We start from the raw sequence: 23219 nt of genomic DNA, 5'->3' as shown, positions 1-23219 counted from the left end.
ATGCCGGCACCACACTCCACCCTGTCGCCCGAGGCGCTGGCGCAGCCTGGGTTGCGTGGCACCGTGCGGGTGGTGGGCGGCCCGGGTACGGGTAAGACCACGCTGCTGATCCGGGCGGCCGCGGCGCACGTCGCCGCCGGGGTCGATCCGGAATCCGTTCTGCTGCTGACGGGTTCGGCCCGGCTCGGCACCACTGCCCGCGCCGCCGTGACGGCCGCGGTGCTCAGCGACGGTCGCGCGGCGGTGCGCGAGCCGCTGGTCCGCACCGTCCACTCGTACGCGTTCGCGGTGCTCCGGCTGGCCGCGCAGCGCAACGGCGATCCGCCTCCGCGACTGATCACCAGCGCGGAGCAGGACGGCATCATCCGCGAGCTGCTCGCGGGCGACCTGGAGGACGGCGACGACGCGTCGGTCCGCTGGCCCGCCCAGCTGCGGCCCGCGCTGAGCACCGTCGGCTTCGCCACCGAGTTGCGCGACCTGCTGGCTCGCTGCGCCGAACGGGGCATCGATCCCATTGAACTGCACCGCATCGGCCGCCGGACTGGGCGCACCGATTGGATGGCCGCTGGACAGTTCGCTCAGGTCTACGAACAGGTCATGCTGCTACGTTCCGCCGTCGGCATGGCTGCGCCGCAGGCCACCGTGCCCGCGCTGGGCGCCGCCGAACTCGTCGGCGCCGCGCTCGAGGCGTTCGCGACCGATCCCGAATTGCTCACCGCCGAGCGGGCCCGGATCAGGCTGCTGCTCGTCGACGACGCCCAGCACCTCGACCCCCAGGCCGCCCGGCTGGTGCGGGTGCTGGCCGCGGGCAGTGAGCTCGCCGTCATCGCCGGGGACCCAAGCCAATCGGTGTTCGGCTACCGCGGCGCCGACCCTGCGCTGCTGCGTGGGGACGACGAGCCGGTGGTCGTGCTGGCCGAGTCGCACCGCTGCGCTCCCGCGGTCGCACACGCCATCAGCGGCGTCGCGCGCAGGCTTCCCGCCGCAGACGGGGCGTGCGGCATCACCGGCACGGGTGATGAGCCCGGCTCGGTCACGGTACGCATCGCGGCCTCTGCGCATGCGGAGTCCGCCGTCGTGGCCGATGCCCTGCGCCGCGCCCACCTCGTCGACGGGGTGCCGTGGTCGCAGATGGCCGTCATCGTGCGCTCGGTCCCGCGCGCCGGTGCGGCGCTTGGCCGGGCACTGATGGCGGCCGGCGTGCCCGTCGAGCAGCAGGCGTCCACCGTGGCGCTCGCCGAGCATCCCGCGGTGGCGGCGCTGCTGACGGTGCTCGACGCCACGGCCGACGGACTCACCGGCGAGCGGGCGCTCGCCGTTCTCACCGGGCCCATCGGCCGGGTGGACCCGGTGTCCATGCGTCAGTTGCGGCGCACCCTGCGCCGGGGCGGCGACGGCGCACGCGAATTCGGCGACCTGGTCGTCGACGCACTCCAAGCGGGCGCATCCGACCTCCCCGAGCAGCTGGCCCGCCCGGTGCGTCGGGTCCGGGCCGTGGTGGACGCCGCGTGCACCAGCTTCACCGCCGGTGAGGATCCGCGCTTCACGCTGTGGCAGGCCTGGCACCACTCCGGCTTGCAGCGACGCTGGCTGGCCGCCGTCGAGCGGGGCGGCTCGGGGGGCGTTCAGGCGGGCCGCGACCTCGACACGGTCACCGCGTTGTTCGACGTCGCCGAGCAGTACGTCGCGCGCACCACCGGCGCGACGTTGCACGGTGTGGTCGACCACGTTCGCGCGCTGGTACTCCCGCAGGGGCGCGACGATCGGTCCGGCGGTGAGGCGGTGGCGCTGCTGTCCGCGCACGCCGCGCTCGGCCGCGAATGGGACTTCGTGGTGATCGCGGGACTGCAGGAAGGGTTGTGGCCCAACACCGCTCCGCGCGGTGGCGTACTCGCCACGCAACACCTCGTCGACGTCATCGACGGCGTGGCCGAGGCCGGGGTGTCCAGCAGGGCGCCGGTGCTGGCCGACGAGCGGCGGCTGCTCGTCGCGGCGTTGGGGCGGGCGCGCGCTCGTGTGCTGGTGACCGCCGTCGACGGCGACGGTGACGACGGGGCCATCCCGTCGCCGTTCTGCGACGAGCTCGCCGCGTTGGCCACCGACCCGCCCGCGGAGTCGGAGCCGCCCAGCGCGGCGCCGCGCGTGCTATCCCCCGCGGCGGTAGTGGGGCGACTCAGGGCGCTGGTGTGCGCACCCGAGGGTGTCGTAAGCGACGACGTGCGGGCCTGCGCCGCAGCGCAACTCGCCCGACTGGCCGAGGCGGGCGTGCCCGGCGCCGCGCCGACGCAGTGGCACGCCACGACCACCACTTCCACCGACGCGCCGTTGTGGTCCGGCGACGAGCACGTCGTGACCATGTCGCCGTCCACGCTTCAGACGCTGACCGACTGCCCCCTGCGCTGGCTGTTGGAGCGCCACGGCGGCACCGACGGTCGCGACGTGCGGTCCGTGCTCGGCTCGCTCGTCCACGCGCTGGTGTCCAACCCGGGAGCCAGCGAGGACCAGATGCACACCGAACTCGAAAGACTGTGGGCGGAACTGCCTTTCGATTCGCAGTGGTATTCGGACAACGAGCTCGAACGCCACCGCACCATGGTGTCGACGTTCGCGCAGTGGCGCGCCCAGACCCGCCACGAGCTCACCGAGGCGGGCTCGGAGGTCGGCGTGGACGGCGTCCTGTCGCCCGGCGACGGCGGGCCCGGCGTGCGCGTGCGCGGACGGGTGGACCGGTTGGAGCGCGACGGGCAGGGCAGGCTGGTGGTGGTCGACCTCAAGACCGGCAAGAACCCGGTCAGCAAGGACGACGCGCAGCGCCACGCGCAGCTGGCCATGTACCAGTTGGCCATCGCCGAGGGGCTGGTACCCGACGGCGACGAGCCTGGCGGCGGCCGGCTGGTCTACCTCGGCAAGACCGGTGCCGCGGGTGCCACCGAACGAGCCCAGGACGCGTTGACGCCCGAGGCCTGCGACGAGTGGCGCACCAGCGTGCGGCAGGCCGCGGCGGCCAGTCAGGGTCCGCACTTCGTAGCCCGCATCAACGCCGGATGCACGCACTGTCCGGTGCGGGCCATGTGCCCAGCGCAGGCCGCGCTCAGCGGTGAATCGTGACGGCGCAATACGATCCGGCCGAGCTGGCGGATGCCCTCGGGGTGTTCCCGCCCACCGACGAGCAGGCGGCCGTCATCGCCGCCCCGCCCGGACCGCTGGTGGTGATCGCCGGCGCGGGCGCAGGCAAGACCGAGACCATGGCCGCGCGCGTCGTCTGGCTGGTGGCCAACGGCTACGCCCAGCCCGGCCAGGTGCTGGGCCTGACGTTCACCCGCAAGGCGGCCGGTCAGCTGTCGCGGCGCGTGCGCACCCGGCTGGCCCGGCTCGCGGGCGTCGGCCTGCTTCCGGGCGACGGCGCCGTTGACGAACACCCGAGCATCGGCACCTACCACGCGTTCGCGGGCACGCTGTTGCGCGAACACGGCCTGCTGCTGCCCGTAGAGCCCGCCGCCCGGCTGATCAGCGAAACCGAGTTGTGGCAGTTGGCTTTTCGCGTGGTGTGCGAGCATCCGGGCGCACTGGACACGGAGAAGACGCCCGGCACCATCACCGCGATGGTGTTGAGGTTGGCGGGCCAACTGGCCGAACACCTCGTCGACACCGACCAACTGCGCGACACCCACGTCGAACTGGAGCGGCTGGTGCACACCCTGCCCGCCGGTCCCCGTCAACGCGACGGCGGACCCAACCGTCGGCTACTCGGCATGCTCGCCTCGCAGACCGAGCGCACCGAACTCGTCCCACTCGTCGACGCGCTGCACCAGCGGATGCGCGCCGACAACGTGATGGACTTCGGCACGCAGATGTCGGCGGCGGCGCGGCTCGCGTCGACGTTCCCCACCGTCGGCGCGCAACTGCGGGAGCGCTACCGGGTGGTGCTGCTCGACGAGTACCAGGACACCGGTCACGCGCAACGCATCGCGCTGTCGTCGTTGTTCGGCGGGGGAGCCGACGACGGTTTGGCCCTGACCGCCGTTGGGGACCCCATCCAGTCGATATACGGCTGGCGCGGGGCGTCGGCGACCAACCTGCCGCGGTTCACCACCGACTTCTGCCGCTCGGACGGCACCCCGGCACCCACGCTGGAACTCCGCACCAGCTGGCGCAACCCGCCGCGGGCCCTGAAGCTGGCCAATGCGATCTCGTCGGAGGCGCGGCGCCGGTCGGTGGCGGTGCGCGAACTGATGCCACGGCCAGGCGCACAGCCCGGTGACGTCCGATGCGCGTTGCTGACGGACGTGGCGGGCGAGCGGGCCTGGGTAGCGGACCACGTCGCGCAGCGCTGGGACGAGGCCGTGGCGTCCGGCCGCCCGGTTCCGACGACGGCGGTCCTGGTGCGCCGCAACGCGGATGCCGCTCCCATGGCGGACGCACTGCGGGCCCGCGGGGTGCCCGTCGAGGTCGTCGGACTCGGTGGCCTGCTTGGCATCCCGGAGGTCGCCGACGTCGTCGCGACGTTGCGCCTCGCCGCTGACCCCACTGCGGGAGTCGCTGCGATGCGCGTGCTGACGGGGCCGCGCTGGCGACTCGGGGCCTCCGACGTCGCGGCGTTGTGGCGCCGCGCGGTGGAGTTGGACGGGCCGGGCGCCGCCCGATCGTCGGTGGAGGGCATCGTCGCCTCGGCGTCGGCCGATGCCGACGCGGCCTGCCTCGCCGACGCCATCTGCGATCCGGGTCGCGCCGAGCGCTACTCGCCGTCGGGCCATCAGCGGATCGTCGAACTCGGCCGGGAGTTGACGGCCCTGCGGGCCCAGCTGCAGCACCCGCTGCCGGAACTCGTCGCGGAGGTGCGCAGGATGCTCGGCGTGGACGCGGAAGTTCGAGCCGTACAACCGGTGTCCTCGGGATGGGCGGGTACGGAGCACCTCGACGCGTTCGGCGACGTGGTGGCCGACTTCGCCGCACGGCCTGCGCCGTCGGTCAGCGGTCTGCTCGGCTACCTGGACGCGGCCATCGAGGTCGAGCACGGGCTCGCTCCCGCGGACGTGGTGGTGGCCAAGGATCGCGTCCAGATCCTCACCGTGCACGCCGCCAAGGGGCTGGAGTGGGAGGTCGTCGCCGTGCCGCACCTGAGTGGGCGGGTGTTTCCCTCGACGGCCCAACGGCGAACTTGGCTGACCGACGCCGCCGAGCTGCCGCCGCTGCTGCGCGGTGATCGAGCGACGGTGTCCGAGCACGGAGTTCCCGTCCTGGACACGTCCGACGTGAATGATCGGAAGGCGTTGTCCGACAAGCTCGACGAGCACAAGCGCCAGCTTGATCAGCGTCAGATCGACGAGGAACGCCGGTTGCTCTACGTCGCGGTCACCCGTGCCGAGGACACGCTGCTGCTCTCGGGTCATCACTGGGGCGCCACCGAGGCCAAGCCGCGCGGCCCCTCTGACTTCCTGGTCGAGATCAAGGGCGTGATCGACGAGTCGACGGAGGCCGGTGCCCCGTGCGGCGTCGTCGAGCAGTGGGCACCGGTGCCCGCCGACGGCGAGTTGAATCCCATGCGCGACGGCGTGATCGAGCGGTCCTGGCCCGCGGCGGCGGATGGCTCCGGCGTGGACCGGGGCGCCGCACTGGTCGCCGCGGCCATGAAGGGCGAACTGACCAACGCCCCGGACGCGGACGGATTGGGGGCCGACGTCGACGCCCTGCTCGCCGAGCGGGAGCGCGCCGGTACCCGACCTCCGGTGGCGTTGCCGCCGCAGCTGTCGGTGAGTGCGTTGGTCGACATCGGGCGCGACCCCGACGGTGCGGCCGCCCGGCTCCAGCGCCGGCTGCCGGCGCGGCCCGACCCGCACGCGTTGCTGGGCACCGCATTTCACGAATGGGTGCAGCGATTCTTCCGTGCGGAGCGGCTGTTCGACCTGGAGGACCTGCCGGGCGCCGTCGACGGCGAACTCGGCCGGGCCGATGCGGACCGGCTGGCAGAACTGCAGGCGGCGTTCGCGGTATCGCCGTGGTCGGCGCGCACGCCGCTGGACGTCGAGGTGCCCTTCGACATGATGATCGGCGACACCGTGGTCCGAGGCCGGATCGACGCGGTCTTCGCCGACCCGGACGGCGGCTACACGGTAGTGGACTGGAAGACCGGCGACCCGCCCGGCAACCAGGAAGCGTTGCAGAACAATGCGATTCAGCTCGCCATCTACCGGATGGCCTGGGCCGCCACCCACGGGGTTCCGGCCTCATCGGTGCGCGCAGTGTTCCACTACGTGTCCAGTGGCCGTACGGTCAGTCCGGCGCGGCTGCCCGGCCACGACGAGCTGGCGAAACTGCTCCGGCAGGCCGCCTAACGCGGCGCGTTGCGGTACGCCTTCAGCGCCTGGGTGATCATCGGCACCTGCAGCGGCAAACGAGCGATGGTGCCGATGCGCGCCGCCCAGCCCTTGTCCCAGAACACCCGGACGGAGTTGATGTTCGCCGGGAAGACGGCGACGAATAGCGCGACGGCCGCCAGCGCCCCCAGCCGCCGGGTCCGCGGGGCCAGCAGCAGCGCGCCGGTCGCCACTTCGCCGACGCCGGAGGCCAGCGTGTAGAACCGCGGCGTGCCCGGCAGTTCGGCGGGGACGATCGTGTCGAACGGCTTGGGTGCCACGAAGTGAAGCACGCCCATGCCGACCAACATCGCGCCCATTCGCTGAGCGGTGGCCTGGCTGGGTGCGCTGTCGGCTGCTGGGGTGAGGGAGGTCATGGTTACATTGTGCTGTGCTGCGCCACAGGCGATCGTTGGGCCCTCGTGGCCGGGGGTAGGTTGCGTAGCCGACTGGATCGGCTCGAGCACAATCTGACTGATCGGCCGGACTCCGACCTGGTCGACATCCTCAACATTCCCGAGGGGTTCGTTAGCCCGGCCCGCAAGATCGCCATGCGCATTGTGTACGCGCTCGGCGCGCTGTTCGCCGCGGTCATGATCGTCTACTTCGATCGCCACGGCTACCGCGACATCGAAAGCGCACCGAACCCCAACGACCCGTTGTCGTTCCTGGACTGTCTGTACTACGCGACGGTGTCCCTGTCGACGACGGGCTACGGCGACATCACCCCGGTCACGCCATCGGCGCGGCTGATCAACGTCCTGGTGATCACGCCGTTGCGGATCGCCTTCCTGATCGTGCTCATCGGTACCACGGTCGAGACACTGACCGCTCAGTCGCGCCAGGCGCTGAAGATCCAGCGATGGAGGAGAAACGTGCGCAACCACACCATCGTCGTCGGTTACGGCACCAAGGGCAGGACGGCCGTCGCCGCGATGATCAGCGATGGCGTGAAGCCGGCCGACATCGTCGTCGTCGACGAGAACGTCGCCGCGCTCGAGCGGGCCAAGAGCGCCGGGCTCGTGACGGTCCGCGGCAGCGCCACCGACTCGGAGGTGCTGCGCTTGGCCAGCGCCCAGCACGCCGAGACGATCATCGTCGCCGCCAACCGGGACGACACCGCCGTCCTCGTCACGCTGACCGCGCGGGAGCTCGCGCCGCACGCCAAGATCATCGCCGCGGTGCGAGAAGGCGAGAATCAGCACCTGCTGCAGCAGTCCGGCGCCGACACCACCGTCGTGACGTCCGAGACCGCTGGCCGCCTGCTGGGCATCGCGAAGAAGACGCCCAGCGTCGTCGAGGTCATGGAGGACCTGCTCACCCCCGACGCGGGCTTCGCGCTCGGCGAGCGCGCCGTCGGGGTCAAGGACGTCGGTGCATCACCGCGCCACATGAAGGACATCGTGCTGGCCGTGGTGCGTAACGGTCAGCTGCTGCGCGTCGACGCACCGGAGGCCGACGCCGTCGAATTGGGCGACAAGTTGTTGGTCATCAAGACCGCAGCCGGCGAGGACTGACGTGGCGGACTTTGCACTGCGCAACGTGCCGCTGCTGTCGCGGGTCGGCGCCGACCGTGCCGACGTGCTGCGCACCGACGTCGAGGCCGCCGTCGCAGGCTGGCGCGACGCACTGTTGCTGCGGGTGGACAGGCGCAACCAGGTGCTGATCTCGGGCGGGCGCGTCGTGCTCGGCAAGGCGGCCAAGCTGTCCGACGCCCCCGTCGACCACGCCGTGTTCCTCGGTCGGATCGAAGACGGCAGGCACGTGTGGGCGATCCGTGGTGCGCTGGAGGGCCCCGAGGACCCCGATGCCGAGTCGGAGGTGCTCGACCTGCGCCGCGCGGGCACTGTCTTCGACGACGTCAGTGCGCAGTTGGTGGCGACGGCGACTGCGCTGCTGAACTGGCATGACAATGCCCGCTTTTCGGCCGTGGACGGAGCGCCGACCAAGTCCATCAAGAGCGGCTGGTCACGGGTCGACGCGGTCAACGGCCACGAGGAGTTCCCGCGGATCGACCCCGCGGTGATCTGCCTGATCCACGACGGGCACGACCGAGCGGTGCTGGCCCGTCAAACGATGTGGCCCGAGCGGCTCTTCTCGCTGATCGCGGGTTTCGTCGAGGCCGGCGAATCGTTCGAGTCATGTGTCGTGCGCGAGGTGGCCGAGGAGATCGGGCTGTCCGTCAGCGACGTCCGCTACCTGGGCAGCCAGCCGTGGCCGTTTCCGCGGTCGCTGATGGTCGGGTTCCACGCAATCGGCGACCCCGAGCAGGAGTTCGTGTTCAGCGACGGCGAGATCGCCGAGGCCGCGTGGTTCACCCGCGACGAGGTGCGCGCCGCGCTCGCGGATGGGGACTGGAGCAGCGACTCGCCGTCGCGGCTGCTGCTGCCGGGATCGATCTCGATCGCCAGGGAGATCATCGAGTCCTGGGCTTCGTTCTGATGTCGCCGCCGGGGCGGCTCCGGAGCAGGGGCTGATTCGCCCGTTATCCGCCGAGCTTGGCCTTGACCTGCTTGGCGCTCGGGTTGGTCAGCGTCGACCCGTCGGGGAACTTCACCGTGGGGACGACGTGGTTGCCGCCGTTGACCGAGCCGACGAACTGGGCCGCGGCGGGGTCGGCTTCGATGTCGACCTCGGTCCAGGGGATGCCCTCGGAGCGCAGCGCGGACTTCAGCCGGCTGCAGAAGCCACACCAGGACGTCGTGTACATGGTCAATGCGTCACTCATAGCGGGATCAACATATCGGATCTCCCGAACATGCCCCGGCTGAGCCATGCATTGTCGCCGGGCACTGCCAAGATGGACGCCATGTCCCTCGAGGCTCCGGCGACCGGCTCGGCCGCGCTGCGCGCCCTCGTCGACGATCTCGACGACGAGCAGCGCGAGGCGGTCGTCGCGCCCCGCGGTCCGGTGTGCGTGCTGGCGGGTGCGGGCACCGGCAAGACGCGCACCATCACGCGGCGCATCGCCTACCTCGTCGCGGCAGGCCACGTCGCGCCCGGACAGGTGCTCGCGGTGACGTTCACGTCTCGCGCCGCGGGTGAGATGCGGGCCAGGCTGCGGGCGCTGGAGCACGAGGCCGAGCTCGGCGTCGCGACGGGCGCAGTGCAGGCCATGACGTTTCACGCGGCCGCGCGTCGGCAGCTGCACTACTTCTGGCCGCGCGTCGTCGGGGACACGGGGTGGGAACTGCTCGACAGCAAGTTCGGCGTCGTCGCGCAGGCGGCCAGCCGCGCCGCCATGCAGGCCAGCACCGACGACGTGCGCGACCTCGCCGGCGAGATCGAGTGGGCCAAGGCGTCGCTGATCAGCCCGGAGGACTACGCCGCGGCGGTCGCGAAGGTGGGCCGCGACATCCCGTTCGACGCGGCCAAGATCGCGACCGTGTACGCGGGCTACGAGGCCGCCAAGGCTCGCCGCGACGGCACCACGCTGCTCGACTTCGACGACCTGCTCCTGCACACCGCTGCGGCCATCGAGACCGACGCCGCGGTCGCGCAGGAGTTCCGGGACCGGTACCGCTGCTTCGTCGTCGACGAGTACCAGGACGTCACCCCGCTTCAGCAGCGTGTGCTGAACGCGTGGCTCGGCGAGCGCGACGACCTCACCGTCGTCGGCGACGCCAACCAGACCATCTACTCGTTCACCGGCGCGACGCCGAACCACCTGCTGGAGTTCTCGCGCCGCTTCCCCGACGCCGCGGTGGTGCGCCTCGAGCGCGACTACCGGTCCACCCCTCAGGTGGTGTCGCTGGCCAACCGCGTCATCGGCGCGGCGCGCGGGCGGATGGCGGGCAGCAGGCTGCACCTCGTCGGCCAACGTGACCCCGGGCCAACGCCGACGTTCAACGAGCATCCCGACGAGGCGACCGAGGCGACCGCGGTCGCCAAGGCCATCCGCAAACTCGTCGAAGCGGGCACGCCGCCATCGGAGATCGCAGTGCTCTACCGCATCAACGCGCAGTCGGAGGTGTACGAGGAGGCGCTCACCGAGGCGGGCGTCGCCTTCCAGGTCCGCGGCGGCGAGGGTTTCTTCAGCCGACAGGAGATCCGGCAGTCGCTGCTCGCCTTGCAGCGCGCGGCCGAGCGGTCCGCCGAACCAGACAACGACGGGCCACTGCCCGAGGTGGTCCGTGCGGTGCTCGAACCCTTGGGGTTGACTGCGCAGCCGCCCGCGGGCACCAAGGCCCGCGAGCGCTGGGAGGCGCTGAGCGCACTGGCCGCACTCGTCGACGACGAGGTCGCGCAGCGTCCGACGCTGGAGCTGCGCGCACTGCTGACCGAGTTGCGCCAGCGCGCCGACGCGCGGCACCCACCGGTCGTGCAGGGCGTCACGCTGGCGTCGTTTCACGCGGCGAAGGGCCTCGAATGGGACGCCGTGTTCCTGGTGGGCCTCGCCGACGGAACGCTGCCCATCTCGCACGCGCTCTCCCACGGGCCCGACAGTGAGGCCGTCGAAGAGGAACGTCGACTGCTCTACGTCGGGATCACCAGGGCGCGCATGCATTTGGCGTTGAGTTGGGCGTTGGCGCGGCAGCCCGGTGGGCGACAGAGTCGTCGGCCGTCTCGGTTCCTCAACGGCGTCGCCCCGCAGGCGGCCACCGAACCGACGCCCAGCAAGCCGCGCCGCCAGCGCGGCGCCACTCCGCGCTGTCGGGTGTGCAACGGTGCGCTCGCCACCCCGGCCGCCATCATGTTGCGCCGCTGCGAGACGTGCCCGTCCGACATGGACGAGGAGCTGCTCGCGCAGCTCAAGGAGTGGCGGCTGGCCACGTCCAAGGAGCTCAAAGTGCCTGCGTACGTGGTGTTCACCGACAACACGTTGATCGCGATCGCCGAGACGCTGCCCACCGACGACGCCGCGCTCGTCGCGATCCCCGGCATCGGCGCCCGCAAGCTCGAACAGTTCGGGCCCGACGTGCTCGAGTTGGTCCGCCAGCGAGGGTGAAACCGCCAAGTTTCGCAAAAATCGTGCCAAATGTGCAGGTCAGAAAATCGCTTGTCGGTTTTGCATGTTAGCCTCTACGCTCAGAAGCGCCCGTACGGGGCGCATCGCGTCCAGTCAGAACACGCAGGAAAGGAGGGGCCAGCATGAACACGAATTCGTCCGATTTTAGCGGCGTAGGCGTTGCAGGCATGTCGTGGACCCTCCGTGTCGCTGGCGCCACGCCGGCGGCGCAGTCCGCGGCCATTGGGCACCATGCCATTCCGCGGCCCAAGCGCCGCACCGCCGCCGCGACCGTCGCGTCCGTGAATCGGGGCACCACCTAGGTAAGCCCTCGAGAAGCCAAATGGCCACGGACCCGACATCACCGGATCCGTGGCCATAGTCATTTCGAAGCCCGAAACGACCTGGTCGCAGATCCATCGAAGACAAACAGATGGCTCAGAACCGACAACGACCAGGAAGCAGGGAAGACGATGTCGACCGAGACGTGCGGAAAGGCATGCGGCAAGGCCGAACTGCCCGCGTTGCCGTGCCACGTCGGTGATGCGGACCTGTGGTTCGCCGAGAACCCCGCCGATCTGGAGCAGGCCAAGGTGCTGTGCGCCGACTGCCCCATTCGCAGGGAATGCCTGACCATGGCGCTGGAACGTGAAGAGCCGTGGGGTGTTTGGGGTGGCGAGATCTTCGATCGGGGAGCCATCGTGGCCCGCAAGCGGCCCCGTGGGCGGCCTCGCAAGAATCCGCGGGAAAACCCAGCGGCAGCCTGACCAAGGAGCCGCCTAGCGTGACGACGCTAGGCGGCTTCGTCGGCGAACCCTGGAATCAGTTCCAGCGCAAGCGCTTTCGTGGGGATGTGGGCGTCGAGCTGACACGAGATGGCGACGTTGGACGCGATGACGCGCATCGGGATGGCCAGTTTGGCCGGAATGTCCATCTGGCGGGCCGCTCTGATCTGGCCCGCCGCGCGGTCCGGCCTCATGTTCATGGCCGTCATCTTCTGCAGCCACTTGCGGGTGTAATGGAACACCTCGACCTCGATGGGTTCGACGTACTGGCGCAGCATGTCGTCGATCTCGCGAGGCGGGATCTGTTCACCCTTCTGGAGGAATCCGACTTTCTCCATCGTCGGAAGCAGCTTGTCGTAGTCCTTCTCGAGCGCGTAGCGCACCATCAAGCCGAGTTCGATCGGGATGCCGCCGGGTAGCGGGGCGACGGCACCGAAGTCGATGACGCCCATCTTGTCACCGGGCAGCAGCATGAAGTTCCCGGGATGGGCGTCGCCGTGCATCATCTCGAGCCGGCGCGGCGCGTCGTAGGTGAGCTCGAACAGTCGGCTGCCCATCAGGTCGCGCTGCGCCACTGTGCCGTCGCGGATGATCTTCGACAGCGGAATGCCCTCCATCCACTCCGCGATGACCACCTTGGGTGCGCTGGCGACGATCGCGGGCACCACGAAGTGGGGATGGTCCTTGTAGGCCTTGGCGAACGCGCGCTGGTTCTCGGCCTCGAGCCGGTAGTCGAGCTCCATTTCGGTGCGCTCAATGAGTTCGTCCACCACGCCCTGGATGTCGGCGCCCGGGGCGAGCTGCCGAAACACCGAGACCATGCGCCTCATGGTCTTCAGGTCGGCGCGCAGCGCCTCGTCGGCGCCCGGGTACTGGATCTTCACGGCGACCTCGCGGCCGTCGGACCACACGCCCTTGTGCACCTGGCCGATGCTGGCCGACGCGATGGGGGAGTCGTCGAACTCGGTGAAGCGTTCCCGCCATTTGGTACCGAGTTGCGCGTCGAGCACGCGGTGCACCCTGTCCGCGGGCAGTGGGGGAGCGTCCTTCTGCAACTTGGTCAGCGCCTCGCGGTAGGGCTCGCCGAACTGCTCGGGGACGGCCGCCTCCATCACCGAGAGCGCCTGGCCGACCTTCATCGCTCCGCCCTTGAGCTCACCGAGCACGGTGAAGAGTTGGTGGGCGGCCTTCTCCATCATCTCGGCGTTGACGTCGTCCTTGGACTTGCCGGTCAACCGTTTGCCGAACCCGAGCGCCGCGCGTCCGGCGATGCCAACGGGCAGGCTCGCCAGCTTCACGTTGCGGGCGGCACCTCCGCGCTTGATGTCTGCCACCCGACCATCATCCATGACCGACCTGAATGCCCTGCTGTGACGTGCCGAACACCGCCTGGTGAGTAGCTCGGGCGCTCAGCAGTCGCAGCGCGGATGCCGCGACCATCGGCGGGCGGTGGTGGTGCCTGTGCTGACGTCGAACTCGAGCGTGGTGTCGAGCGTCGGCGGCGGCTCGGGTGCCGGAGCGTCGTCGTCGCCGCCGATGGTCTTGATGACGCGGTGCACCTGGCTGAGTGCGAGCGCCGCCGTGGCCAGCACCGTGGCCCGGTCGGCACTGCCGACGGTGCCGCGAAGCTGGGCGGCCACCGCGGGCCAGTCGGCGTCGCGGTCGCTGCGGTGCAGGTCGGCGCAGCCCAGGCAGCTGGTGACGCCGGGGATCACCAGCGGCCCGATCAGGCCGGTGCCGTCCCGAACGCGGACCGGCAGGTGCGACACCTTCGCCTCGTGCAGTTCGCGCACCACCCGGGGATCAGCGACCAGGAAGTCCGAAAGCACCACCAGATCGGTGGTGGCCGGGGTGACGGCGGCGTGGGTGAGGTTGCTGTGTCGAACCTTGGCGCCCGAGCACCGCAGCGCACTGGCCAGCAGGTCGGACAGGGGACCGCGGCCGTGGATGCGGATGGACGCCGAGCGGGTGCGCGGCCGGCTGGTGGTGACCAGCCCAGCCTGGGTGAGGGACGCGACGAGCGCGGTCATCGCGTCGGTGTCGGTGACGCCACGGTTGCGCGCGAGGGTGCACAGCTCGGACATTGCGGTGCCCGACTGCATGGTCCGCAGCAGGTCGGCCAACGCTCCGGCGGTCAACCCGTCCGGTGGCCGGACCAGCATGGCGCGCCGTGGATCCCACCCGACCTGCACGGCACCGTCGGGCCGGACCAGCACCGGCAACGTCGGATTGAGCGTGTGGCACGACACGAGATGACTGTGCCACGCGCCCGCGACACCACGCCGAAGTTATCCACAGGGCAGGTCAGCCCTTGTCGTCGCCCTGCTCGCGTTCGAGGTCGGCGATGGCCTCGTCGATGCCACTGGTGTCGCCACCGACGATGCTGTCGATGAAGGCGGCGGGTTCGTCAAGGTCTTCGGCGCCGGGAAGCAGGTCGGGGTGCTGCCACACCGCGTCGCGCGCGTCGGAGCCAACGGCGGCGGTGAGCCGTTCCCACAGCACCGCGGCCTCGCGCAGCTTGCGGGGGCGCAGTTCGAGGCCGACGAGCGTCGCGAACGTCTGCTCGGCGGGGCCGCCCGTCGCCCGGCGGCGCCGCAACACCTCGGACAACGCCGCCGTGCCCGGGATCCGGTCGCCCAGCGCGTCGGTCACCACGGTCTGCACCCATCCCTCGATGAGGGCGAGCAGCGTCTCGAGGCGTTCCAGGGCCGCCACCTGTTCGGGGGTGGCCTTCGGCTCGAAGATGCCCTGGTTGAGCAGCTGTTCCATGGCGGCGGGATCACCGAGCGTTGCCGGGTTGAACCCCTTGGCGAGGTCCTCGATGCCGCTGGTGTCGATCTTCATGCCCTTGGCGAACGCCTCGACGGCGTTGAGCAGCTGGCTCGACAGCCACGGCACGTGGCTGAACAGCCGGTGATGGGCGGCTTCGCGCGCCGCCAGGAACGTGAGGATCTCGCTGCGCGGCTGCTCGAGTCCCTCGGCCAGCGCCTCGACCGCCTCGGGCATCAGTGCCGCCACCCCCTTGGGGCCGAGTGGGAGCCCAATGTCGGTGGAGGTCAACACTTCTCGGGACAGCTTGCCGAGCGCCTGACCCAGTTGCGATCCGAACGCCATGCCGCCCATCTGCGACATCATCGCCAGCAGCGGCCCGGCCATGCTCTTGGCTTCCTCGGGAAGCGTCGAGACCCACGCCGTCGACAGCTGCTCGGCCACCGGATCACACAGGCGCTTCCAGGTGTCCATCGTGTTGTCCACCCAGTCGCTGGGCGTCCACGCCAGAGCCTTCGTCGTGCCTGCGGGCAGTGCGGTCACGCCGTCGAGCCACGTCTCGGCCAACCGCACGGCGTCGGCGACGGCGGTACTGGTCCCCTCGGGCACGGGGGTGACGAAGCCGATCGAGCTGGACGCCAGCTGCCGGGCCAGGTCGTAGTTGACCGGTCCGGACTGCGTCCCGCCACCCATCACGTTGCCTGCGCCGCTGAACATCTCACCGAGCTTGGAGAAGATCTGGCCGAGGTCGGACATGTCGAAGTCGGACCCACCGAAGCCGAACGGATCCGACCCCGAACCGGGGTCCGGGTCCTTCTTGGGCTTGTCACGGTCGGGGTCGTCTCCCGCGGCGAAGCCGAAGGGCAGGTCAGCCATGCTTCAACGGTACTCACAGGACGGGCGCGAGGTCGCCACGCGGGTCACGCTGAGAGTGAACCCACACGTGAGCCTTACTGTGGGCGTCGTGAACAGGCGGATTTCGACGGTGTTTGTGGCGCTGGTGCCGATCGTGGCGTTCGGCGTGCTGCTGTCGGCGGTGACGGTGCCGTTCGTGTCGCTGGGGCCCGGCCCGACGTTCGACACCCTTGGCGAGGTCGAGGGCAAGGAAGTCGTCGACATCGAGGGCACCGAAGTCCATCCGACCGCCGGGCACCTCAACATGACTACCGTCTCGCAGAGCGACGGGCTGACGCTCGGTCAGGCGCTGGCGTTGTGGATGTCGGGCAATGAGCAGCTGCTGCCGCGCGATCTGGTCTATCCGCCGGACAAGTCCAAGGACGAGGTCAACGAGGAGAACAACACCGACTTCAAGCGCTCGGAGGACAACGCGGAATACGCCGCGCTGGCCTACCTGAAGTACCCGATGGCGGTGACGGTCGAGACCGTCACCGACCCGGGACCGTCGGCGGGCAAGCTGCAACCGGGCGACGCCATCGACATGGTGAACAACAAGCCCGTGGCCACGCTCGAAGAGTTCACCGCGGTGGTGAAGAACACCAAGCCCGGCGACCAGCTGATCGTCGACTACCGGCGCAAGAACGGCCCGCTGGGCACGACGACGATCACCCTTGGCACCAATCCCGACCGCGACCACGGCTTTCTGGGCATCGGCGTGCTGGACGCCCCGTGGGCGTCGTTCTCGATCGAGTTCAACCTCGCGAACATCGGCGGACCGTCGGCCGGGTTGATGTTCAGCCTCGCCGTCATCGACAAGCTCACCACCGGCGACCTCAACGGCGGGAAGTTCATTGCGGGCACGGGCACGATTACGGGCAAGGGTGACGTGGGCTCCATCGGGGGCATCACCCACAAGATGCTCGCGGCCAGGGAAGCGGGTGCGACGGCCTTCCTGGTGCCCGCGGACAACTGCGCCGAGGCCAAGACCGCTCACGAGGACGACATGCAGCTGATCAAGGTGGACACCCTCACGACGGCGGTGGACGCGCTGAAGACGTATTCCGCCGGTGGCGAACCTCCCCATTGCTGAACAGTCCCTGCCCGGTCGATGCGTAGAGTTGTGGCACGTCGACACGGTTATCGAGCCCGAGCGCGACGCCCCGAGCAGGTAGAGACACACCCGGACTGGAGTTGACGAGTGGGTATGCGCCCCCCGGCGAGGATGCCGAAGCTGACGAGACGTAGCCGGATTCTGATCGGCATCGCAGTGGCCGCCGTCGCGCTTCTGCTGTTTGGCGGACGACTCGTCGACACCTATGTCGACTGGCTGTGGTTCGGCGAGCTCGGCTACCGGTCGGTGTTCACCACCGTCCTGTTCACCAAGATGATCGTGTTCGTGGTGTCAGCGGTGCTCATGGGTGTCGTCGTGTTCGCGGCGCTGGCGCTCGCGTACCGGACCCGGCCGGTGTTCGTGCCCACCGCGGGGCCCAACGATCCGATCGCGCGTTATCGCACGGCGGCGATGTCGCGGCTCAAGCTTTTCGGCATCGGCATCCCCGTGGTGATCGGGGTGATCACCGGCTTCATCGTGCAGAGCCAGTGGGTGAAGGTGCAGATGTACCTGCACGGTGGTTCGTTCGGGGTGGCGGACCCTCAGTTCGGGTTGGATCTCGGCTTCTATGCATTCGACTTGCCCTTCTACGAACTGGTGTTGGGCTATCTGTTCGCCGCGACGTTCCTGGCGCTCATCGCGAACCTGTTGGGGCACTACCTGTTCGGTGGCATCCGGCTGGCCGGCCGCAGCGGCGCATTGAGCCGATCGGCCCGCATTCAGCTGGTCTCGCTGGTGGGCACCCTGGTGTTGCTCAAGGCCTTCGCGTACTGGCTGGACCGCTACGAACTGCTCAGCCACAGCCGCGCCGGCAAGCCGTTCACGGGTGCCGGTTACACCGACATCAACGCGGTGCTGCCCGCGAAGCTGATCATGCTCGGGATCGCCGTGATCTGTGCGATCGCGGTGTTCTCGGCGATCGTGTTGCGCGACTTGCGCATTCCCGCCATCGGCGTCGCGTTGCTGTTGCTGTCGTCGCTCATCGTGGGTGCGGGCTGGCCGCTCATCGTCGAGCAGATCAGCGTCAAGCCCAATGCCGCGCAGAAGGAAAGCGAATACATCAGTCGAAGTATCGCGGCCACCAGACAGGCCTACGGCCTGACCGACAACATCGTGACGTACCGCGACTACAGCGGCAACGCCCAGGCCTCGGCGCAGGAGGTGGCGGCCGACCGCGCGACGACGTCCAACATCCGGCTGCTCGACCCCACCATCGTCGGCCCGGCCTTCACGCAGTTCCAGCAGAGCAAGAACTTCTACTTCTTCCCCGAACAGTTGGCGATCGACCGCTACAACGGCCCCGACGGCAACCTGCGCGACTACGTCGTCGCGGCCCGCGAGCTAAATCCCGACCGGCTGATCGACAACCAGCGGGACTGGATCAACCGCTTCACCGTCTACACCCACGGCAACGGTTTCATCGCCTCGCCGGCCAACACGGTGCGCGGAATCGCCAACGACCCCAACCAGAATGGCGGCTACCCCGAGTTCCTCGCCAGCGTGGTGGGCGCCAACGGCAGCGTGGTCTCGCCGGGCCCGGCCCCGCTCGATCAGCCGCGCGTCTACTTCGGCCCGGTGATCTCGAACACGGCCAACGACTACGCGATCGTCGGCAAGAACGGTGCCGACCGTGAGTACGACTACGAGACCAACACCGAGACCAAGAACTACACCTACACCGGCTCGGGTGGAGTGTCCGTCGGTAACTGGTTGGCGCGCAGCGTATTCGCCGCCAAGTTCAGAGAACGCAACTTCCTGTTCTCCAACGTCATCGGGTCGAACAGCAAGATCCTGTTCAACCGCGATCCGGAGCAGCGCGTCAAGGCCGTGGCCCCCTGGCTGACCACCGACACCAGCGTGTACCCGGCCATCGTCAACAAGCGCATGGTCTGGATCGTCGACGGCTACACCACCCTGGACAACTATCCGTACTCGGAGTTGACGTCGCTGTCGACGGCCACCGTCGACTCCACCGAGGTGGCGCTGAACCGGCCGCTGCTCGACAAGCAGGTGTCGTACATCCGAAACTCGGTGAAGGCCACCGTCGACGCCTACGACGGCACCGTCACGCTCTACGAGCAGGACGAGCAGGATCCCGTGCTGCAGGCGTGGATGAACGTGTTCCCGGGCACCGTGAAGCCGAAGAGCGACATCAGCCCGGAACTGCAGGCGCACCTGCGCTACCCCGAGGACCTGTTCAAGGTTCAGCGCCAGTTGCTGGCCAAGTACCACGTCAACGACCCGGTGACGTTCTTCTCGACGTCGGACTTCTGGGACGTTCCGTTGGATCCCAACCCGACGGCCAGCAGTTTCCAGCCGCCGTACTACATCGTGGCGAAGGACATTGCGCAGAACGACAATTCGGCGTCGTTCCAGCTCACCAGTGCGATGAACAGGTTCCGGCGCGACTTCCTGGCGGCCTACATCAGCGCCAGTTCCGACCCGGCGACGTACGGCAAGATCACCGTGCTGACCATTCCGGGTCAGGTCAATGGGCCCAAGCTGGCCAACAACGCGATCACTACCGACACCGCGGTCAGCCAGGACCTCGGCGTCATCGGCCGCGACAACCAGAACCGGATCCGGTGGGGCAACCTGCTGACGTTGCCGGTCGCCGACGGTGGGTTGTTGTACGTCGAACCGGTGTACGCCTCACCGGGGGCCAGCGACGCGTCGTCGTCGTATCCGCGACTCATCCGCGTGGCGATGATGTACAACGACAAGGTCGGTTACGGCCCCACCGTGAGTGATGCGCTGACCGAGTTGTTCGGGCCGGGCGCAGGCGCGACGGCCACCGGACCCGAGCCGACGAACGTGCCTGCCGGACAGCAGCCGCCACCCGCCGCGCCACAGGGGCAGCAGGTGCCGCCCGCCACCCCGCCGGGCCGCGCTCCCGAGGTGCCCACCCCCATCGCGGCGGTTCCGCCGGGCGGTCCCGTGCAGCTGTCGGGGGCGAAAGCCGCAGCGCTGCAAGAGGTCAACGCGGCCCTGGACGGGGCGCAAAAGGCTCAGCAGAGCGGTGACTTCGCCGAGTACGGTCAGGCGCTGCAGCGGCTCGACGACGCGATGGCCAAGTACCGCGACGCCAAGTAGGGCTTAGAGGACGACGAACCACACCGCGACGTAGTGGCTGATGGCCGCTGCGGCGGTGAAGGCGTGGAAGAACTCGTGGTAGCCGAAGTGGTGCGGCCACGGGTTGGGCCAGCGGAAGCCGTAGAGCAGCGCGCCGACGTTGTAGAGCACGCCGCCAAGGACGAGCAGGCTCACCACGACCGGCCCGCCACCGTCGAGCAGGGTCCCCGCGAACCAGATGGCCGCGTAGCCGAGCAGCAGGTACAGGGGCACGCCGACCCATCGCGGCGCGGACGGCCACCACATCTTTAGCGCGACGCCCGCCGCTGCGCCAGACCAGGCGATGGTCAGCACTTGGGCTCCCGTTGCCGGCGGCATCGCCAGCAGCGCGAACGGCGTGTAGCTGCCCGCGATGAACACGAAGATCGCCGAGTGGTCGAGCCGCTTCATCCACTTCAGGGCCGTGGGAGAGTGCCAGTGCTTGCGGTGATAGATGGCGCTCACGCTGAACATGGCGACGATGCTGACGGTGTAGATCAGGGTCGCGACGACGGCCTTCGGTGACGATGTGAGCCACGCGGCCCAGACCAGCGCCACTCCGCCGAACACGGCGATGACGGCCGAGCAGAGGTGGATCCAGCCGCGGGCGCTCGGCCTGCCGATGAGGTCGGCGACGGTGTCGGCGAGGCCCTGGGGTAGGTCGTCGACGACGGGGGCCACCGGACCGTTCGGCGTGACGAGTTCCTCCGGGTCGGCTCGCCCGGAGGTGACGTTCGTACTTGGCGCCGAGGTACGTGTGTTCAGGTCGTCTCCGCTGTTGGGGGCGAGCCGGTAAGGCAGGCCATCGCAGATCGCGACGGCGCGGGACTGAGCCTACCTGCGACCGCGCGCCAACTCCTGCCAGTCGACACGGCGGAGCGTGCCCGGTTCGGGGTCGGCGCAGCCGCCGAATGGGGCGCTGTCATGGCCCTGAGCACGCGATTTGGAGTCCTGCCGACGCACTGAGTAACCTTGTGTTCACCATCGCGGGGTGGAGCAGCTCGGTAGCTCGCTGGGCTCATAACCCAGAGGTCGCAGGTTCGAATCCTGTCCCCGCTACTAGGTAGAACGGCCCCCGGAGATCACTCCGGGGGCCGTTCTCATTGGCTTTGGGAACTGGAGCGACCGGCACCGAGTGGCGGCGTAAATACGGCCAATCTTGTCGCGGAACTGGCTGGGGCGCCCCCGCACTGGTTGCGGATGGTTTTGCCGCCGTCATACGGGTTGTCGTAATGCGAGACTGGCAAGGTGAACCATGTTCTGCGGACAGGCGTTCTGGGAGATCTACCGCTGCGGGATTTCATTGTCTCGCCTGGCTTCGCTGGCGTAGCGGCGCTGCTCGCGGCGATCATCGCATCGTGTGCTGTGCTCTACGGGGTTCGAAGGGCCGGTAAGCGGTCCCAGCAGCTGCTTGAGCAGCGGGAACGCGATCTAGAACAGACTCGTGGCGATGCGCAGAATGCGCTGGCGGTGGCGCGCTGCTGGGAGCGGTGGCAGTGGGTGGTCGAAACCGCAGGGATAGAGCCTGCGGTCAGCGAGGGCGCCACCCTGGGTCTTGGGCCAGCGGTAACCCTGGAGCTGCTGCGTGGGCTGCTCCGTGATGCCGAGCAACTCGGCGACGACACGCTCGCCAAGGCCGTAGTGGTTTACCAGGAGCAGCTCTTGCTGGTGCTGGCACAGCAGGGCGGTCCCGTTGCTGAACTCGCGGTAGCCACGACGGTGCAGTCGCCAGATGGCCAGCTCGACGACAAACCAGCGTCGTCGGCGCACCGGAAGCCCGACACCGCGACGCCAACGACGGCCGGTGAAACGTCTTCCGCCACGGTGAAAGACAGCGGGGGAGGGCGGCGGCGCCGATGACAACCACGCGGCAACACATTGAGGACCTCGACGTCGACAGGTGGGCGACGTTGACACGACGCGCGGCGGTGGAGGCCCTCGCGGCGGCCGAGCGGTTGGGCATGCAGCCGCGTGCCGAATCGGTCGCATTGGCAGGGATGAGTGAGCGTGAACTTGTCCAACACCGCAAACGCAACGGCCCACCCGTGCCACGCCGGTCGCTGGCGATGCAGCTCGTCGAGGCCGACCATCTACGGCGTGTGGCCGAGGAGCAGGCCCGCCAGGCGCATCAGGGCAGGCTGGACGCCGAGGCGGCGGCCACGCTGGCTCGGGCTGAAGCCGGGGAATCCGCGCGCGTTGCTACGGCGGCGGCTGAGCGGGTCCGCGCAGTGGAGGCCGAGGCCGCACGCAAAGATGCTGAACGTGCAGCAGAGCGGGCGGCCGATCAGAAGGCGGTGCAGCAGGCGCAAGCCGAGACCGAACGGATCCGCAACGGTGTGGCAGCTGAGGTAGCGGCAGCCGAGGAGAAGGTTCGGGCTGCGGAGGCACGTGCCGTCGAGCGGAGCACCGAACGGACAACGGAGCGGGCGGCCGGGGAGAAGACCGTGCAGCAGCTGCAAGCCGAGATCGAACGGGTCCGCGCAGGTGCGGCGGCTGAGGTGGCGGCAGCCGAGGAGAAGGTTCGGGCTGCCGAGGTACGTGCGGAACAGCGGAGCGCCGAACGGACAACCGAGCGGGCGACGGGGGAGGAGGCCGTACAGCGGGTGCGCCTCGAGCTGGAAAAGGTGCGCTCCGACGCGGCCACTGAGGTGGCAGCGGCGCGTGGGCAGGCGAGCGGTGACGTCGCTGCTGCGCGGGAAGCCGCAGACGCCGAGGTCGTTGCCGCGAGGGAAGCCGCAGTGGCAGAGATCGCCCACTGGCGGGCCCATGCCGCGGATATGGAGCGATGGGCGCGAGCCGAAGTATCGACCCAACTGTTGACGATTCCCATCCCGCCGTTGGAGGTGCGCGCCCGAATCGGGTCTGCCGAAAGTACGGTCGACGCGCTGTACCAGATCGATTACGTGCTGGAGGTCGGACTGGCTGAGGAGGTGGAGTCGCAGTTCGCGCCCGATCTCGAGTTCACGCGCAACCTCACATGGAAGGTGCAGCAGCAGGCTAAGGACCTGTCCAGCGAATTGGCGAATCTGTCCATGCGGTACGCCGACCCATCCCAGGCGGAGGTCGCCGCTAGCTACGCCGAGGCCGCGGCTGACGCCTATCGCGCGATTCTGCAGCGCATAGACACCGCCGTCCAGCGGCTGGGAAGCCGCTTCCACAGCCCAGATGCCGAGATCATCGCGGCGGTCACCGCCATGCTCGCCGACCTTCGGGCTCAAGGTCTTTACTAGATGGTCTGACGGCCC

Annotated in this window: 17 protein-coding genes and 1 tRNA gene; 12 read left to right on the top strand and 6 right to left on the bottom strand. The window is 69.3% G+C overall.

The window, feature by feature from the left end; genetic code table 11:
* Together SLQ33_RS29715 and SLQ33_RS29710 are read left to right on the top strand one after the other, a co-directional pair.
* Positions 1 to 3108 (top strand): ATP-dependent DNA helicase, encoded by a 3108-nt coding sequence (locus SLQ33_RS29715; RefSeq protein WP_319457505.1) that lies wholly within the window; start codon positions 1 to 3, stop codon positions 3106 to 3108.
* Entirely contained in the window at positions 3105 to 6332 is a 3228-nt protein-coding gene (locus SLQ33_RS29710) for an ATP-dependent DNA helicase (protein ID WP_319457504.1), read from the top strand. The genes SLQ33_RS29715 and SLQ33_RS29710 overlap by 4 nt, the downstream gene beginning before the upstream one ends.
* Here the strand turns inward: SLQ33_RS29710 and SLQ33_RS29705 are convergent.
* Complete coding sequence (locus tag SLQ33_RS29705) at positions 6329 to 6730, bottom strand: hypothetical protein (protein ID WP_319457503.1); 402 nt, start codon at positions 6728 to 6730, stop codon at positions 6329 to 6331. The genes SLQ33_RS29710 and SLQ33_RS29705 overlap by 4 nt on opposite strands.
* A 45-nt stretch (positions 6731 to 6775) precedes the next feature.
* On the opposite strand from SLQ33_RS29705, the gene SLQ33_RS29700 reads away from it, so the two are divergent.
* Together SLQ33_RS29700 and nudC are read left to right on the top strand one after the other, a co-directional pair.
* A complete protein-coding gene (locus SLQ33_RS29700; RefSeq protein WP_319457502.1) occupies positions 6776 to 7870 on the top strand; it encodes a potassium channel family protein in 1095 nt (364 codons plus the stop codon).
* A 1-nt stretch (position 7871) separates the two neighbouring features.
* Positions 7872 to 8795 (top strand): NAD(+) diphosphatase, encoded by a 924-nt coding sequence (gene nudC, locus SLQ33_RS29695; RefSeq protein WP_319457501.1) that lies wholly within the window; start codon positions 7872 to 7874, stop codon positions 8793 to 8795.
* Positions 8796 to 8838: 43 nt separating this feature from the next.
* Here the strand turns inward: nudC and SLQ33_RS29690 are convergent, their stop codons facing one another.
* On the bottom strand, positions 8839 to 9081 hold the full coding sequence (locus tag SLQ33_RS29690; protein ID WP_319457500.1) for a mycoredoxin: 243 nt from the start codon (positions 9079 to 9081) through the stop codon (positions 8839 to 8841).
* 81 nt (positions 9082 to 9162) lie between these two features.
* Here SLQ33_RS29690 and SLQ33_RS29685 point away from each other — a divergent pair, with 81 nt between their 5' ends.
* The 3 genes from SLQ33_RS29685 (at position 9163) to SLQ33_RS29675 (ending at position 12068) form a co-directional block, all read left to right on the top strand.
* A complete protein-coding gene (locus tag SLQ33_RS29685; protein ID WP_319457499.1) occupies positions 9163 to 11301 on the top strand; it encodes an ATP-dependent DNA helicase UvrD2 in 2139 nt (712 codons plus the stop codon).
* Between the two features lie 143 nt (positions 11302 to 11444).
* Positions 11445 to 11624, top strand: a complete 180-nt coding sequence (locus SLQ33_RS29680; RefSeq protein WP_319457498.1) for a hypothetical protein — start codon at positions 11445 to 11447, stop codon at positions 11622 to 11624.
* A 150-nt stretch (positions 11625 to 11774) separates the two neighbouring features.
* Positions 11775 to 12068, top strand: a complete 294-nt coding sequence (locus tag SLQ33_RS29675; protein ID WP_319457497.1) for a WhiB family transcriptional regulator — start codon at positions 11775 to 11777, stop codon at positions 12066 to 12068.
* A gap of 26 nt (positions 12069 to 12094) precedes the next feature.
* Here SLQ33_RS29675 and SLQ33_RS29670 read toward each other — a convergent pair whose 3' ends face one another.
* Genes SLQ33_RS29670 through SLQ33_RS29660 form a run of 3 tightly spaced genes read right to left on the bottom strand, consistent with a single transcriptional unit; the run spans position 12095 to position 15731 of the window.
* Positions 12095 to 13435, bottom strand: coding sequence for an ABC1 kinase family protein (locus SLQ33_RS29670; RefSeq protein ID WP_319457496.1), 1341 nt, complete (start codon positions 13433 to 13435; stop codon positions 12095 to 12097).
* Positions 13436 to 13495: 60 nt separating this feature from the next.
* Positions 13496 to 14335, bottom strand: coding sequence for a TOMM precursor leader peptide-binding protein (locus tag SLQ33_RS29665; RefSeq protein WP_319457495.1), 840 nt, complete (start codon positions 14333 to 14335; stop codon positions 13496 to 13498).
* Between the two features lie 55 nt (positions 14336 to 14390).
* Positions 14391 to 15731, bottom strand: a complete 1341-nt coding sequence (locus SLQ33_RS29660) for a zinc-dependent metalloprotease (protein WP_319457494.1) — start codon at positions 15729 to 15731, stop codon at positions 14391 to 14393.
* 88 nt (positions 15732 to 15819) lie between these two features.
* Here SLQ33_RS29660 and SLQ33_RS29655 point away from each other — a divergent pair, with 88 nt between their 5' ends.
* Both SLQ33_RS29655 and SLQ33_RS29650 read left to right on the top strand, forming a co-directional pair.
* Positions 15820 to 16842 (top strand): PDZ domain-containing protein, encoded by a 1023-nt coding sequence (locus tag SLQ33_RS29655; protein WP_319457493.1) that lies wholly within the window; start codon positions 15820 to 15822, stop codon positions 16840 to 16842.
* Between the two features lie 108 nt (positions 16843 to 16950).
* A complete protein-coding gene (locus tag SLQ33_RS29650) occupies positions 16951 to 19956 on the top strand; it encodes a UPF0182 family protein (RefSeq protein ID WP_319457492.1) in 3006 nt (1001 codons plus the stop codon).
* Positions 19957 to 19959: 3 nt separating this feature from the next.
* Here SLQ33_RS29650 and trhA read toward each other — a convergent pair whose 3' ends face one another.
* Positions 19960 to 20655, bottom strand: coding sequence for a PAQR family membrane homeostasis protein TrhA (trhA, locus tag SLQ33_RS29645; protein WP_319457491.1), 696 nt, complete (start codon positions 20653 to 20655; stop codon positions 19960 to 19962).
* A gap of 304 nt (positions 20656 to 20959) precedes the next feature.
* Between trhA and SLQ33_RS29640 the strand changes: the two genes are divergently transcribed.
* The 3 genes from SLQ33_RS29640 (at position 20960) to SLQ33_RS29630 (ending at position 23204) form a co-directional block, all read left to right on the top strand.
* Positions 20960 to 21033: transfer RNA gene (locus SLQ33_RS29640), tRNA-Met, on the top strand.
* A gap of 189 nt (positions 21034 to 21222) precedes the next feature.
* Positions 21223 to 21834, top strand: coding sequence for a hypothetical protein (locus tag SLQ33_RS29635; RefSeq protein WP_319457490.1), 612 nt, complete (start codon positions 21223 to 21225; stop codon positions 21832 to 21834).
* Positions 21831 to 23204 carry a hypothetical protein gene (locus SLQ33_RS29630; RefSeq protein WP_319457489.1) on the top strand — a complete coding sequence of 458 codons (1374 nt, stop codon included), beginning with the start codon at positions 21831 to 21833 and terminating at the stop codon, positions 23202 to 23204. Before SLQ33_RS29635 ends, SLQ33_RS29630 begins: the two co-directional genes overlap by 4 nt.
* The last annotated feature ends 15 nt before the right edge of the window (positions 23205 to 23219 follow it).

Origin of the sequence: Mycobacterium sp. RTGN6 (assembly GCF_033804605.1) — a bacterium.
In the GTDB taxonomy this organism is placed as follows: Bacteria; Actinomycetota; Actinomycetes; order Mycobacteriales; family Mycobacteriaceae; genus Mycobacterium.
Note: the sequence above shows the minus strand (reverse complement) of the source record. Positions and strands in the feature narration are given on the sequence as shown.

What these genes read in the sequence shown, in the direction of transcription:
- SLQ33_RS29675 (WP_319457497.1), top strand. Translation starts at nt 11,775, where the DNA reads ATGTCGACCGAGACGTGCGGAAAGGCATGCGGCAAGGCCGAACTGCCC.
- SLQ33_RS29685 (WP_319457499.1), top strand. Translation starts at nt 9,163, where the DNA reads ATGTCCCTCGAGGCTCCGGCGACCGGCTCGGCCGCGCTGCGCGCCCTC.
- SLQ33_RS29715 (WP_319457505.1), top strand. Translation starts at nt 1, where the DNA reads ATGCCGGCACCACACTCCACCCTGTCGCCCGAGGCGCTGGCGCAGCCT.
- SLQ33_RS29670 (WP_319457496.1), bottom strand. Translation starts at nt 13,435, where the DNA reads ATGGATGATGGTCGGGTGGCAGACATCAAGCGCGGAGGTGCCGCCCGC.
- SLQ33_RS29630 (WP_319457489.1), top strand. Translation starts at nt 21,831, where the DNA reads ATGACAACCACGCGGCAACACATTGAGGACCTCGACGTCGACAGGTGG.
- SLQ33_RS29660 (WP_319457494.1), bottom strand. Translation starts at nt 15,731, where the DNA reads ATGGCTGACCTGCCCTTCGGCTTCGCCGCGGGAGACGACCCCGACCGT.
- SLQ33_RS29705 (WP_319457503.1), bottom strand. Translation starts at nt 6,730, where the DNA reads ATGACCTCCCTCACCCCAGCAGCCGACAGCGCACCCAGCCAGGCCACC.
- SLQ33_RS29690 (WP_319457500.1), bottom strand. Translation starts at nt 9,081, where the DNA reads ATGAGTGACGCATTGACCATGTACACGACGTCCTGGTGTGGCTTCTGC.
- SLQ33_RS29680 (WP_319457498.1), top strand. Translation starts at nt 11,445, where the DNA reads ATGAACACGAATTCGTCCGATTTTAGCGGCGTAGGCGTTGCAGGCATG.